General features: G+C 56.4%; 13 protein-coding genes. 1 reads left to right on the top strand and 12 read right to left on the bottom strand.

Annotation, left to right across the window (positions count from 1 at the left end; genetic code table 11):
- Positions 1-124: 124 nt before the first annotated feature.
- The 9 genes from BLQ99_RS03195 to BLQ99_RS03155 all read right to left on the bottom strand — a co-directional run bounded on the left by BLQ99_RS03195 (position 125) and on the right by BLQ99_RS03155 (position 8,777).
- Positions 125-706: a Yip1 family protein gene (locus BLQ99_RS03195; protein WP_093688077.1), complete on the bottom strand. Its 582-nt coding sequence runs from the start codon at positions 704-706 to the stop codon at positions 125-127.
- A gap of 12 nt (positions 707-718) precedes the next feature.
- The gene (sppA, locus tag BLQ99_RS03190; protein ID WP_093688075.1) at positions 719-1,645 is read right to left on the bottom strand and encodes a signal peptide peptidase SppA; all 927 of its coding nucleotides are present in this window, start codon (positions 1,643-1,645) and stop codon (positions 719-721) included.
- A gap of 91 nt (positions 1,646-1,736) precedes the next feature.
- Positions 1,737-3,353, bottom strand: a complete 1,617-nt coding sequence (locus BLQ99_RS03185; RefSeq protein WP_093688073.1) for a CTP synthase — start codon at positions 3,351-3,353, stop codon at positions 1,737-1,739.
- A 92-nt stretch (positions 3,354-3,445) separates the two neighbouring features.
- Positions 3,446-3,811, bottom strand: coding sequence for a DNA-directed RNA polymerase subunit delta (rpoE, locus tag BLQ99_RS03180; protein ID WP_093688071.1), 366 nt, complete (start codon positions 3,809-3,811; stop codon positions 3,446-3,448).
- Between the two features lie 73 nt (positions 3,812-3,884).
- Positions 3,885-5,555 (bottom strand): arginine--tRNA ligase, encoded by a 1,671-nt coding sequence (gene argS / locus BLQ99_RS03175; protein ID WP_093688069.1) that lies wholly within the window; start codon positions 5,553-5,555, stop codon positions 3,885-3,887.
- The gene (locus BLQ99_RS03170) at positions 5,545-5,982 is read right to left on the bottom strand and encodes a YwiB family protein (protein WP_093688067.1); all 438 of its coding nucleotides are present in this window, start codon (positions 5,980-5,982) and stop codon (positions 5,545-5,547) included. The genes argS and BLQ99_RS03170 overlap by 11 nt, the downstream gene beginning before the upstream one ends.
- Positions 5,983-6,327: 345 nt before the next feature.
- On the bottom strand, positions 6,328-6,831 hold the full coding sequence (locus BLQ99_RS03165) for a hypothetical protein (protein ID WP_093688065.1): 504 nt from the start codon (positions 6,829-6,831) through the stop codon (positions 6,328-6,330).
- A gap of 23 nt (positions 6,832-6,854) precedes the next feature.
- Positions 6,855-7,877 carry a SpoIID/LytB domain-containing protein gene (locus BLQ99_RS03160; protein WP_093688063.1) on the bottom strand — a complete coding sequence of 341 codons (1,023 nt, stop codon included), beginning with the start codon at positions 7,875-7,877 and terminating at the stop codon, positions 6,855-6,857.
- A gap of 69 nt (positions 7,878-7,946) precedes the next feature.
- The gene (locus BLQ99_RS03155; protein ID WP_093688061.1) at positions 7,947-8,777 is read right to left on the bottom strand and encodes a VanW family protein; all 831 of its coding nucleotides are present in this window, start codon (positions 8,775-8,777) and stop codon (positions 7,947-7,949) included.
- 134 nt (positions 8,778-8,911) lie between these two features.
- Between BLQ99_RS03155 and BLQ99_RS03150 the strand changes: the two genes are divergently transcribed.
- Complete coding sequence (locus BLQ99_RS03150; RefSeq protein WP_171904579.1) at positions 8,912-10,390, top strand: Mur ligase family protein; 1,479 nt, start codon at positions 8,912-8,914, stop codon at positions 10,388-10,390.
- A gap of 139 nt (positions 10,391-10,529) precedes the next feature.
- Here BLQ99_RS03150 and BLQ99_RS03145 read toward each other — a convergent pair whose 3' ends face one another.
- From BLQ99_RS03145 to BLQ99_RS03140, 3 genes are all read right to left on the bottom strand, one after another.
- The gene (locus tag BLQ99_RS03145; RefSeq protein ID WP_093688057.1) at positions 10,530-11,129 is read right to left on the bottom strand and encodes a cytochrome b/b6 domain-containing protein; all 600 of its coding nucleotides are present in this window, start codon (positions 11,127-11,129) and stop codon (positions 10,530-10,532) included.
- A gap of 398 nt (positions 11,130-11,527) precedes the next feature.
- Positions 11,528-11,659, bottom strand: coding sequence for a hypothetical protein (locus BLQ99_RS15250; protein WP_281240864.1), 132 nt, complete (start codon positions 11,657-11,659; stop codon positions 11,528-11,530).
- Between the two features lie 107 nt (positions 11,660-11,766).
- Positions 11,767-12,435: a hypothetical protein gene (locus BLQ99_RS03140; RefSeq protein ID WP_093688055.1), complete on the bottom strand. Its 669-nt coding sequence runs from the start codon at positions 12,433-12,435 to the stop codon at positions 11,767-11,769.
- Positions 12,436-12,599: the final 164 nt, after the last annotated feature.

The raw sequence follows: 12,599 nt of genomic DNA, 5'->3' as shown, positions 1-12,599 counted from the left end.
GCCTGAAAACCGATAACTTCAAAATAGGAAATATAAGGAACCGCGGAGGACGCGGAGGGGATATTTTTAATCTTTAGCGCGATAAATATCGCGCCTCTGCGCTCTCCGCGGTTAGAAAAGTTTTTCAATAAAAAAGCGGCCAGCGCATAGCCACAGCACTGACAAAGATGACAATCATGGCAACAATCGCCATAGCGGCCAGAAAAGGAATGGCCAGCACGAGCGCGGCTTTGGCTCCGCCCAGGGCATGGGCGCCTTTAATCGCCACCACATGGAGGGCAAGGATCCAAAAGAGGATGAAAAGAGCCGAAGCGGCCATAGCCAGCGGCCGCGCACCGTCCGGCAGCAGCGCCGCCAGCACCCAGAGGGGAACAATAAAGATGCGGGGAAACTGGGCAAAGCCTAAGGCGGCGAACAGGCCGAGCGCCGAGCCGCGGCCGCCAAAAAATTCGGCGATGAGGTGCAAAAGGCCAGCGCCTATAACCCATAAGAGCAAGCTGCCCAAGAGCTGAAAAAGCACCACAACGCTGATGGTCTGTGGCATACCGGCCGCTTTGAGGCCGAAATAGAGCCCCCACACCGGCAGCAGCACGCTGACAAGAAAAACGAGGACGGCCTGGCCGACGCGCTTTTCGCTGGCCACCCGACGCATCGCCGCCGTTGGATGAAAGAGCACGTCATAAAGTGTTTCCAACAACTGGCCCATCTTTGTCGCCTCCTACCATTTTTCCGGCAGCGCCAGCGGCGCCGTGAGCGGCAGCTGGTTGTGCGGCTGCTGCAGCACTTTTTCCAGCAGGGTGGGCGCCCGTAGACTCAAGAGATAATCCCAGGGGGTATGCTTGCCATATTCAATGACCTGTGGTTTGCCATTGATGCCGGCCAGCCGGGCGGCGCCATCAATGGCGTCGTACAAGTTGCCCAGCTCATCTACCAGCCCCAGTTCTTTGGCCTGATTGCCGGTGTAAATACGCCCATCGGCCAACTGCCGCACGCGGGCCGGATCCATTTTCCGTCCTTCGGCCACGACGGCCACAAATTGATTATACATGTCATCGACCATCGCCTGAATGATGGCTCGCTCTTCCCCGGTCATGGACCGTTCCGGCGACAAAATATCTTTATGCGGGCCGCTTTTGATTTTTTCCTGGCGGATGCCGATTTTGCGGTAAAGTTCTTCCCAATTGGCATAGGGGATATATACGCCGATGCTGCCGGTCATCGTGGCCGGGTTGGCGTAAATTTTGTCAGTCAGGGCGGCGATCCAGTACCCGCCCGAGGCCGCCACGTCCCCCATCGAGGTTACGACAATCTTGCCGGCCGCCCGCAGCTTTTTCACTTCCTCGCCCACTTCTTGCGACGCCGGCGCACTGCCGCCGGGGCTGTTGATGCGTAATACCACGGCGCGCACCGCGGCATCATCCCGCGCTTCGTGCAGCTGGCGCATGATAACGTCGGTGCCTCCGTACTCGGCTAGCAAGGCGCTTTGCCCCCGCCCCCCGATGATAACGCCGTCGATATAGATAACGGCAACTTTGCCCTGGGCGGCGCCGCCTTTGGTTTTCAGCCCCGGAAAGATAACGGCCGCCCCAGCGAGCGAGACAAGCACGACGGCGGCGATAACATACATGACTGTCCGTTTGAACATTGGCATCCTCCTCGGTCAGTTTTTAGCATACAAAGTTAGTATTAAAAAAAGAACTGTTGGTTAACCCAACAGTGAATTCTTGGTGCGACGATTACTGTTTCGCTTCTTTGTACGTCAGGGCCGCTTTCACGAAATCGCGGAACAGCGGATGCGGATTGGTCGGCCGGGACTTGAATTCAGGGTGGAACTGGGTGCCGACAAACCAGGGATGGTCTTTAATCTCGATAATTTCCACCAGTCGGCCGTTCGGCAAGGTGCCGCCAATAACCAGACCATGCTCGGTCAAAAGCTGGCGGTAGGCGTTATTGAATTCAAAGCGGTGGCGGTGCCGCTCATAAATAATTTCATCCTGATAGGCCTTGTAGGTTAAAGTCCCTTCGGCAACTTTACAGGGGTATACGCCTAAGCGCATCGTACCGCCCTTTTCCTCGACGGCGACTTGCTCGGGCATCAGGTCGATAACAGGATGGGGCGTATTGGGATCGAACTCGCTGGAATGAGCGCCTTTAAGCCCGCACACATTGCGGGCAAATTCAATGACGGCACACTGCATGCCCAAACATAGGCCGAAGAAAGGCACTTTGTGTTCCCGGGCGTATTGAATGGTGCGGATTTTGCCTTCCACGCCGCGGTCGCCAAAACCGCCGGGCACCAGAATACCATCTACGTCGCCAAGAAGAGCCGCCAGGTCGGCGTCTGAGCCTTCCACTTCCTCGGCATTAACCCATTTGATCTGGATGGCCGCATCGTTGGCGATCCCGGCGTGGCGCAGCGCCTCGGACACGCTCATATAGGCATCCTGCAGCTGGACATACTTACCGACAATGGCGATGCGCACGGATTTGGACGGATACAAAATCTTGTCCACCATTTTCCGCCACTCGGTCATGTCGGCCGTCCCCGCCGGCAGATTGAGCTTTTCCAGCACAATGCGGTCGAGGCCCTCTTCCTCCAGCAAAAGCGGTACCTGGTAAATGCTGGCGGCATTACGGTTTTGAATAACGGCGTTAACGTCAATGTCGCAGAATAAGGCCAATTTTTCCTTAAGTTCCTGCGACAATTCGTGCTCAGTGCGGCAGACGATAATGTCGGGATGAATGCCAATGCTACGCAGCTCTTTCACGCTGTGCTGCGTCGGCTTGGTCTTGAGCTCGCCGGCCGCCGAAATATAGGGGACCAGCGTAACATGGATGTAGAGGACGTCGTTGCGCCCCACTTCCTTCCTGACCTGGCGGATGGCCTCAAGGAACGGGAGACTTTCGATATCGCCAACCGTGCCGCCGATTTCGGTAATAACAATGTCGGCGTTATCTTCCTTGCCTACCCGGTAAATGCGCTCTTTAATCTCATTCGTAATATGGGGAATAACCTGGACGGTGCTGCCTAGATAATCACCCTTGCGCTCCTTGCTGATGACCGACCAGTAAACTTTGCCAGCCGTCACATTGGAACTCTTGCTTAAATTTATGTCAATAAAGCGCTCGTAGTGCCCCAGGTCCAGGTCGGTTTCGCCGCCGTCTTCGGTAACAAATACTTCACCATGCTGATAAGGGCTCATGGTTCCGGGGTCAATATTGATATACGGGTCAAACTTCTGTATCGTGACTTTCAGGCCCCGGTTTTTGAGCAGCCGGCCCAGCGACGCAGCCGTAATGCCTTTGCCGAGCGAAGACACTACCCCCCCGGTAACAAAAATATATTTTGCCATGAAGAAATCCTCCTATAAAAGTGCCTGTGGGCCTGCCCGCATGGTTAGGCCCTAAAAATTGTATACCTTATTTTTATATGTTGTCAAGCAAGTTATTCGTTCTCGGCCGGCTCAACCATGGGCTCCGTATAATCTTGCTGAATTTCGGCGAGCAGCTGCTGCCGCCGTAAGGTAGCGTCGGAAGCAGTCGCCGCCGTCTCTTCTGCCTGGTAGCTGCCGCTACGCTGCGGCACCCATTCGGCCAGACCCCACATGCCTTTGCCCATATGGACAAAACGGCTGTCCATATTAATCTGAGTATGCACTTCGGCCAGCGCCTGGGCTAGAGACTGCGTCTTCCGACCCTTTATCTTGAGCACTTCTGTGATCAAATCGCGAAAATACATAGCGCTTCCTACCTGGCGCAGGATGCTATAAGCTATTTCTACTTCCGACAGCTGGTTTTCCGGATGCACCATTGTCTTTCCCTCCTGCACTGGTCATTGGTAACTAGGGTGTGTATATTCACCGCCCGCCAGGAAATTCCTCTTTTTACATTTTTTCCGGCGCCGTAACGCCCAGAATACTAAGCGCGTGGCGAAGGACGCGCTGCACCGCCGTTACCAGGCCAAGCCGGGCATTTTGCAAGGCCGGCTCAGCGCCGATAATACGGCACTGGTTATAGAAGGCATGGAACAAGCCGGCTAAATCGTGAACATAGCGGGCGATGCGGTGCGGCGCCCGTTCCCGGGCGGCGGCCGTAATTTCGTCCGGATATTCGCCCAGTTTTTTGATCAGGTCGATTTCCGTTTCCGCCGTAAGGCAGGCAAGTTTATCTTGAGTCCATGCCTCAGGACGAATGGCCAGGCCTGCCTCCTCGGCCTGCCGGAAGATGCTGGCAATACGGGCATGGGCATATTGGATATAGTAGACGGGATTTTCATTGGTGCGCGACTTGGCCAAATCAAGGTCAAAATCAAGCTGGCTGTCGGCAGAGCGCATAATAAAGAAGAACCGCGCCGCGTCACGGCCTACTTCTTCAATAAGCTCGGCCAGTGTGACGCCTTGGCCGGTGCGCTTGGACATTTTGACCAGCTCACCGTTTTGGTACAGGCTGACCATCTGTAAAATCAGCACTTCCAAGCGCGCCGGGTCGTACCCCAGCGCGGCGATGGCGGCCTTGACCCGCGCAATATAGCCGTGGTGGTCAGCCCCCCAAATATTGATGACGGTATCGAAGCCGCGCTCGAACTTGTTGCGATGGTAGGCGATATCGGCCGCCAGGTAAGTCGGCACACCGTTATCGCGGATAACCACCCGGTCTTTATCATCGCCGTAGGCGGTGGAGCGGAGCCACAAGGCGCCGTCCTGTTCATAGATGTCACCGCTTTTTTTCAGCAGTTCGCAGGTATCGGCAATAGCCCCTGTCTGATGCAGGGTGCGTTCGCTGAACCAGACGTCAAAGGTAACGCCAAACGCTTCGAGGTCTTCGCGCAGGGCAGCCAGTTTTTCCGACAGGGCCAGTTCTTTGAAAACGGCCAGCCGCTCGGCCGGGGAAACAAGCAGATAGCGCGCCCCTTCGCGGTCAATAATCCGTTGGGCGGTATCAATGATATCACGGCCGTGGTAACCGTCTTCCGGGAACTCTACCGGGTGGCCCAAAAGTTCCAGGTAGCGGGCATTGACCGAGGCCGCCAGATGGTCAATCTGACTGCCGGCATCATTAATATAAAACTCGGCCTCAACATCATAGCCGGCAGCCCGCAGTAGGTTGACAAGCGCACTGCCCACGGCGGCGCCGCGGCCGTGCCCGACATGCAGCGGCCCGGTTGGATTGGCACTGACGAACTCCACCTGGACGCGCCGGCCGCGCCCGTAGTCAGTATTGCCGTAGTTTTCGCCGGCCGCCAGGATGCGCTGGAGCAGATCATACAGCCAGCCGGGCTTAAGATAAAAATTAATAAACCCCGGCCCGGCAATGACCGCCTTCTCCAGCCACGGCGCCCGGATGCGGTCGACTAAGGCCTGGGCGATAACGCGCGGACTTGTTTTCGCCGCCCGCGCCGCCTGCATGGCAAAGTTGGTGGCATAGTCGCCAAACTCCTTTTGGGGCGGCACCTCCAGCATAACCGGCGGCAGTTCGTCGGCCCGAAAAGCGTCCGCGGCCATAGCCTCGCGAGCGGCTTTGGCAATTGTTTCCGTTAGCAGCTGTTTAATATCCATCTTGCCTTTCATCCTCCCGTATTTTTACGGACAGCTTGTTGGCGCTCTGCCACTGTCCCTCAATTTCCAAATCGTATTCAATTTCGATATTGCCGGTTGTACCGGCAATATCAACAGCCAGGCGGCTGGTATATACACTCATGCGCATCGTCCCGAAGGGCGTGACATAGGTGCTGCGGCTGCGCTGACCTTCGCGGAATTCCTGTTTCTGTTCAATCTGGCCCATACGGACAACAGCGGCATGGGAGGGATAGAGCTTGATAAGGGTAGTCGTTCCCTCCATCCCGGAGACGGTACTCTCCTGGTAAGTAATATAATGGATGTTATTCTTGGTATAATACTTGCCTACCGTCACTAATTCAATCCGGTTTTCTTCCCCGTCCGCGTCGCGCTGGGTGCCAACGACGGTCACGACAACTTGTTTCATACCATCCGCTCCTCCTTGCGCCTGACCACCGGTGTAACTAGTGTTTGCCGGCGGCGGCCAAACTAACCGGAGGTTGTACACAAATTACCTATATATTACCATAAATGATCGCCAAATTCCAGAGCGCTGTCACCGGCTTACCCCCGCTTTACCGGCTAAACTATCTAAACAAGAAAAATACCCGCCAACCATTATTAGCGGGTATTGCGTAAAAAGTCATAAATATAACGGAGCGCCGCGACGGCCCGTGCGTACCAGGCCTTGCGGCGCCTTGGCGGATGAGACGCCACTATCGAGGCTGCCTCTCCACTATTAATATATGCAGCCAGGGTGAAAATATTGCGATCAGTAGCCGATGATCAACAGACTTTCCATTAAAGTGTAAATACGTTCGATATGGCAAAGCCGTTTAACTGTATTTTGATAAAATTCACTGCTTGCCTGCTGGCCTTGCCGCACGACCGGCACCAGCAGCACGCCATGGCGGATAACGCTGGATTCGGCAAACTTGCAAATATTCTTCCAAATATTGTTTATTTCGCCTTTTTCCACTTCCACGGCTATCTGCCAACCGGGGTGATAAAAGTCCACTTCAAAATTGAGGCCTTTTTTGAACAGCGGTGCATATTGGCGGTTGGTTACCGAATGGAGGAACCCTAGCGCTTGCATGTCAGCAGCAATGATTTTTTCCGCTTCAATGCTTTTGCGAAAGGGAGTATTGCGAATTGCGGCCAGCTCTTGCTGGTTTTTGTTGACGATTTCGGTAAGACGGTCCACAACCGGATTAGCATTAGCGACATACAGGTACTGGCTGGGCGGGTATCGCCCAAACCGCTCATGGTCGGGCATGCGGGCCTCCTGGCGTTTACCGTTTAGTCCCAAAGTTTGCGGATTTCAGCGCCGACGTAGTAGTGTTTGAGAATTTCCTCGGCGCTGCGGCCGTCCTTAGCAAAAGTATAGGCTCCCCATTGACAGAGGCCGACACCGTTGCCCCAGCCTTTGCCCCTAAAGGTAAAATGGCTGCCGTCAAAGGTCATCTCAGTAATAAGGGTGGACTTAAGCCGGTCATAACCTACCGCCTTGCGGAATTCGGCGCCGTACACTTTTTTATCGCCGGCGCCAATAAAGAGAATGCGGCCCGATGGTCCTTTCTCCAGAATGGTAATATCGCCGGGGTTGCCGCCGTAGCCCACGGCGGCGGCCACTTCACCGGCAGGAATTTTGGCCTCCCAGGCCTGGATGTTGGCCGGCGTATAACGGAAACTATCGTCGGTTACCGGCTGAAAGTAAGGCGTGGGATGGGGTATTTCCTTGGGAAAACTCTCTTCCTTGGTCGCGTTAATTTGACCGTTGCTGGAATGGTAAATCGCATAAATTAGGCTGCCGGCATACAATAGCACCTGTCCCCGTGTAGCCTGGACGGCGTCGCGCACCGCAGCGTTGACTTTTTGCGGCGCGTAGGCCTGAAGTTCGTCCTTGGATGTGCTGACATCGGCGTTATGGAGCCGGCGGATGGTTCCCGCTTCAATCGCGCTGATTGTCAGCGTCCGGGAAGCGATCGCCTGGGCCTTGAGGGCCTCCAGCGGCCAGTCGGGCTCCATTTCCTGCGCGATAACCCCTTCCAGATATTTTTCCAGCGGCATATGTTCCACATAACCTTTATCCGCCATCCACACCGCCACGGTCGGTTCGGCCTTGTACTTGTCCGCATCAAATGGCGGCATGCCGGGAATGGGCTGTGGCGGTGGCGGCGCCGGCTGCGCTGGCGCCGGCGGAGGCGTTGGCAGCGGCGCTGGCTTTTGGGCGGGAGGGCGCAGTAGGGCAAATGCTCCCGCGACGGCTACCACGACGAAGATTGCGACTATTGCGAATACTGAGTATCGGTTATTGCGCATTACACTCCCACCTCTGGTCTTAGTATGGACGGCACTTGTTCTTTTATTCCTGGCCACGGCAATCAGGGGCTATTCTTTGGATAGGCCCCACAGGTCGACGGTAAGCCGGCGGCCGTGCACGACGGCGCGGATAACGGCCCGCTGCCGGGTGGCATTGACAAAGCGCAGGTCTTTGTCGGTGTAGGTCGTGGCATCACACCCTTGGGGCACATAGGCCACCGGCTGCGAGTGGGGGTGCCGCTCGGTTACCGGCCAGCCAGCGGCCAGGACGGCATTGTATAAAGTGGACGAAACCTGGCACATGCCGCCTCCCAGGCCATATTCCATTTGGCCGTCCCTGCCGATGACCGGCGCTTCCTTAAAGCCCCGTTCGGCGGTTGGTTCACCGGTATGGCGGTTGAAGGAAAATTCGGCGCCTGGCTCAATAACGGCGTTGTTGATGAGTTTGGCCGTCAACCGGATGTTGTGGAGACGGCCGGGACTGGCATCAAGGATTTCGGTGGTATAACTGCCCAGACGGCGGGCCTGCTCAAGCTGGGCCGCACTAATGGCCGGCTGGATATCCTGGTAAATTCCCGCTAAAGCGCTGTTCGGCGGCGCCGCCATCGCCTGGTCGGCGGTGGCGGTGATGTCCAGCCGGCGCCCTGGCTCGCCGGCCGCCACTTTGCCGGTTTCATCGTCAAACCGGGCATCTTGGGGAGTCCGGTAACGCTGCTGGGCCAGCGACTTAAGCACCGTCTCCAGTTCGGCCCGGGTCAGCCCGCCTACCGCCGTCCCTTCCACGGTCACCCCCGGCGCCACAGAATCCGGCCGTTGTTTAGGGGCCGGCGGCTGCAGCCAACCGCAGCCGGGTAAGGCAACAAGAACAAACAGCGCGACTGCTTTCCCCCACAATTTCACGCCGAATTCCCTCCCTTGTTTTTGCTCCAGATACCCGCCTTAATATTTTGCGCAACCGGCGCCGCGTTACTCACCTTCATGCCGCTTCTTTAATACTATGATAGCGGTATTTTGCGCAAAAGAAGGTGGAAAGAGTGAACTATTTACTCCGTTTGCTCGACGGCGCCGCCGGTATCAGCTGCCATTCCGGCGAAATCAAACCAGGCTGGGTGTTTGTCGCCATCCGGGGTCGCGTCACAGACGGAAACGGCTATGCCACCGAAGCCGTCTGCCGTGGCGCGAAGGCGGTTGTCACCGATGCGCCTGACCGGCTGCCGCCCCTTGCCGTGCCGGTTGCCGTTGTGCCCGACGCCCGTCAGGCGTTGGCCGCCTTGGCCGCTCATTTTTACAACCACCCCTCCCGCAGCCTAAACATTGTTGGCATCACCGGCAGCAACGGCAAAACGACCGTCGCCTTTATGCTGGAGCATATTTTTCGCACCGCCGGCCATCTCCCGGGCCTGATTGGAACCGTCCGCGTCAATGTGGGGAAAACATCATTCCCTAGCAGGCTCACCACCCCCGATGCGGCGAGCCTTCAGCGTTACCTGGCCCTGATGCGCGACAGCGGTGTCACCCATGCCGCCATGGAAGTATCGGCCCAAGGCGTGGAAATGAGCCGCGTCGACCACGTCGCTTTTTCCTGCGGCATTTTGACCAATATCTGCGCCGACCACCTGGACTTTCACCACACTTTTGCCGGCTATCTGGCCGCCAAAGAGCGTTTCCTCACCCTGCTCGGGACGTCGCCCCTGGTCGTGAACAGCGACGACGAACATTGCCGGCGCATGGCCGCCCTGGCCGGCGGACCGGTCGTAACGGTTTCGCTCGCCCGCCCTGCCGACGTAACCGCCCAGATACTACATACCACGGCCTATGGCAGCAAGTTCCGGCTCACCTGGAATAAGCTCCCCGGATGCCAGGACATTCCCGCCGGCCAAATCACCGTCAGCCTGCCCCTGCCGGGCCGGCACAACGTCGCAAACGCCCTGCTCGTCGGTGCGGCCGCCTTGCTGCACGGCACAGCGCCGGGCGAGCTCGCCGCGGCCTTTTGTTCCTTTAAAGGGATCGAGCGTCGCCTGGAAATCTACCGCTGCGGCGGCTTTACCGTCATTGACGATACGGCGCTCAACCCGGGCAGCATTGACGCCGTCTTTGCCACCATCACCAGTTTCCGTTACCGTCGCCTGGTGGTTGTCAATGCCATCCGCGGCGGACGCGGCGCCGCCATCAATGCCCTCAACGCCGCCTGCCTGGCCCGCTGGCAATATGCCCTGCCGTTTGAACTCATTGTCACCGCCAGCGCCGACCAGGTTGGACCTGCCGACACCGTAACCAGCCAGGAGCGCCAGGCCTTCCTGGACAGTTTAAGCCGCGCCGGCGCCGCCTTTTCCTTTTACGTCGACCTGCAGACTGCCATTCGGTCCGCCCTCCAGCGCCTGTATGACGGCGACCTGCTCGTCCTGCTCGGCGCCCAGGGCATGGACGCCGGTCGCCAGGTATTACAGGAACAAATCAGTACTAGTGCCCAGCCGCGCCCGGCGACCGATTTCGCTATTGGCACCCGCCCGTGACTATAAACCGCGGAGGACACGGAGATAAAATTTTATTAAAATTAATTAAAACCCCAAGTGCGATGTATATCGCACTCTCCGTGCGCTCCGCGGTTCAATCCCGGTTTTCCTGGCTTGTGATGCCAATTTATTGGCATGATTATCTCTGTGGTGGCGGTAGTTTTGGCTCCTTATTGAGATAGCCGGTAAACATCGCCTGCAGTTTGGCCGGCTCTTCCGTAAAGACCAGGTACAAATGCAGCGGAATGGTAGCGGCAAAAAACATGGCGATGAAGAACTGGATGAACCGCATGACGTGCAGGCCGCCGAGCAGTTTCTGCAGCCACTGGGATTGGTCGGAAAAAAGCAGTCCCGTACCGGTTATGGCGCCGACCAGCACCGCTAGTCCCCAGGCGGTAAAGATGAATTTTTGCCCGGGGTTATACCGTCCGAAATTGGGATGATGCTCGGTAATAAAAAGATAGTAGCGAAAAAAACTGCGCAGGTGAGGAAGGTCGTGGCGGCTGAGCAGCACCTCGGTGTACTTGCCGGTATAAAGATAATAGTAGATCTGCCCCAGCAGGTTAATCGTGAGAATAAAGCCGAAAACAAGGTGTACCTTGCGCACCATGCTGACCGGCAGCCGCACCGCGTCAAAGGGATAATGAAGATACAGTCCGGTAAAGAGCAGTGTAATGACACAGGCAAACATCGTCCAGTGAAAGATGCGCACCGGCAGCGGGTGAAGAAGCAGTTTCATAAAAGCGCCTCCCGTTAGGTTATGGTGATAAAAATAAAGTATCCCCGCCGGCCCCGCTTCATGCACGCCTCGCGGTACCACTATAATCCCTTGCGCAACTTCGCGTTCTTGGTGTGCACTACCCTAGAAAGTGGCAAAACCGCGAAGTACACAAAGAACACGAAGGGCTACGCGCGCGACAGTTGTCGCGCTTGAATTATATAATGGAACCACAGAGGACGCGGAGGAATATTTTTTTACTTTAATTTTCCGCGCGATGAATATCGCGCCTGGCGTGTTCTCCGAGGTTAAAAATAATTTTTCATTATTTGTGGCGCCATATATTGGCACGATTATCTTTGCGGTTAAAAAACTTATACTTTCTGAAATAATAAAGGCCGGAGCTTAATTCCGGCCTTTCACACGCACCCCTGGATGCATTTAAAACCGCATTGTACGCAGAGGTCGCTGTCATTGATGCTGCTGTCGTACTGGCCGCAGCAGTTTTCCGTCCCTTTACTGACGCTGCTTAAAGTTTTATCTTCGGCCACAGCTTCACCTCCTCGGTGATAGTGTGGCCCGTTCACCCCCGTCTATGCGCGCTTTAAAGGGATTAAGCAAAATCCCCCGCTGCCGCAAACCGGCGCAGGGGACGTTATCATTTCCGGCGGATTTCGTTGCGGACGGCAGGGACGCCGTTTTTGTCCACCACCGTTTGCTCAAAGTAAAACGCCGGGTTGGCGGCCTGAACAAAGCCGGCCAGCCATTGCTGATAAAGGCTGCGCATAACGGCGGCGTCAATGTTCGCGGCGTTCCAATTACGGCCTTTCAGACAGACGGTATTTTCCCACGCCACTTGCTCCGGCGTGTTGACGACCAGCATGTCGGCCTGGTCACAGGGCATGCCGTTGAGGAAGTAGTCGTTAAGAGCCCGGTAGATGCCGTCCGCGCCGGTCAAGTCATACTGCCCGCTTACCTGGGCAGCGTGCCCGCACTGCTTGCCATGGGTGGCGAACACTTCGGCGGCCGCGTTAAGTCCCGCATCGCCGCAGTGGTCGACCATTCCTTTGACAACAGCCGCTTCGCGGGTTTCCGCGAGAGTAATCTGGCGCTGCAGCCAGCCGTGAATATTGGTGTGGTCAATAACTTCAGCCAAATCCACATCCGGCAGCGGCTCACCGTAACTTTCCCATACCGTTGCCCGGATTTCCTCGGCCATAGGGCCGCATAGTTCTTCCGCCTTCTCATAGAGAAGCTGCTCCCGCTCCACGACAAGGCGGATTTTCTTGTAGAGCCAATAATGAATCCAGCCTAAAAAAGCGCTCATGGATACCCCTCCTAATGTTGCTTTTGCTTCTATGATACCCGCTTTTCCCGGCTTTGCATGTGATGCAGGTCATACTTTGGGCCAAAAAGACTCTTGTGCCAGGTAGCGCCGCCTGCTTCTGAGCGCACCATTGCCGCAAAAACCAAGAGTCACCGCGACTTTAC

Origin of the sequence: Sporolituus thermophilus DSM 23256 (genome assembly GCF_900102435.1) — a bacterium.
Lineage (GTDB): Bacteria > Bacillota > Negativicutes > Sporomusales > Thermosinaceae > Thermosinus > Thermosinus thermophilus.
This window is presented reverse-complemented; position numbering and strand designations above follow the sequence as displayed.

Bases quoted from the DNA above. Each gene is read 5' to 3' on its own strand.
- BLQ99_RS03195 (WP_093688077.1), bottom strand. From the start codon at position 706: ATGGGCCAGTTGTTGGAAACACTTTATGACGTGCTCTTTCATCCAACG.
- sppA (WP_093688075.1), bottom strand. From the start codon at position 1,645: ATGTTCAAACGGACAGTCATGTATGTTATCGCCGCCGTCGTGCTTGTC.
- BLQ99_RS03185 (WP_093688073.1), bottom strand. From the start codon at position 3,353: ATGGCAAAATATATTTTTGTTACCGGGGGGGTAGTGTCTTCGCTCGGC.
- rpoE (WP_093688071.1), bottom strand. From the start codon at position 3,811: ATGGTGCATCCGGAAAACCAGCTGTCGGAAGTAGAAATAGCTTATAGC.
- argS (WP_093688069.1), bottom strand. From the start codon at position 5,555: ATGGATATTAAACAGCTGCTAACGGAAACAATTGCCAAAGCCGCTCGC.
- BLQ99_RS03170 (WP_093688067.1), bottom strand. From the start codon at position 5,982: ATGAAACAAGTTGTCGTGACCGTCGTTGGCACCCAGCGCGACGCGGAC.
- BLQ99_RS03165 (WP_093688065.1), bottom strand. From the start codon at position 6,831: ATGCCCGACCATGAGCGGTTTGGGCGATACCCGCCCAGCCAGTACCTG.
- BLQ99_RS03160 (WP_093688063.1), bottom strand. From the start codon at position 7,877: ATGCGCAATAACCGATACTCAGTATTCGCAATAGTCGCAATCTTCGTC.
- BLQ99_RS03145 (WP_093688057.1), bottom strand. From the start codon at position 11,129: ATGAAACTGCTTCTTCACCCGCTGCCGGTGCGCATCTTTCACTGGACG.
- BLQ99_RS03140 (WP_093688055.1), bottom strand. From the start codon at position 12,435: ATGAGCGCTTTTTTAGGCTGGATTCATTATTGGCTCTACAAGAAAATC.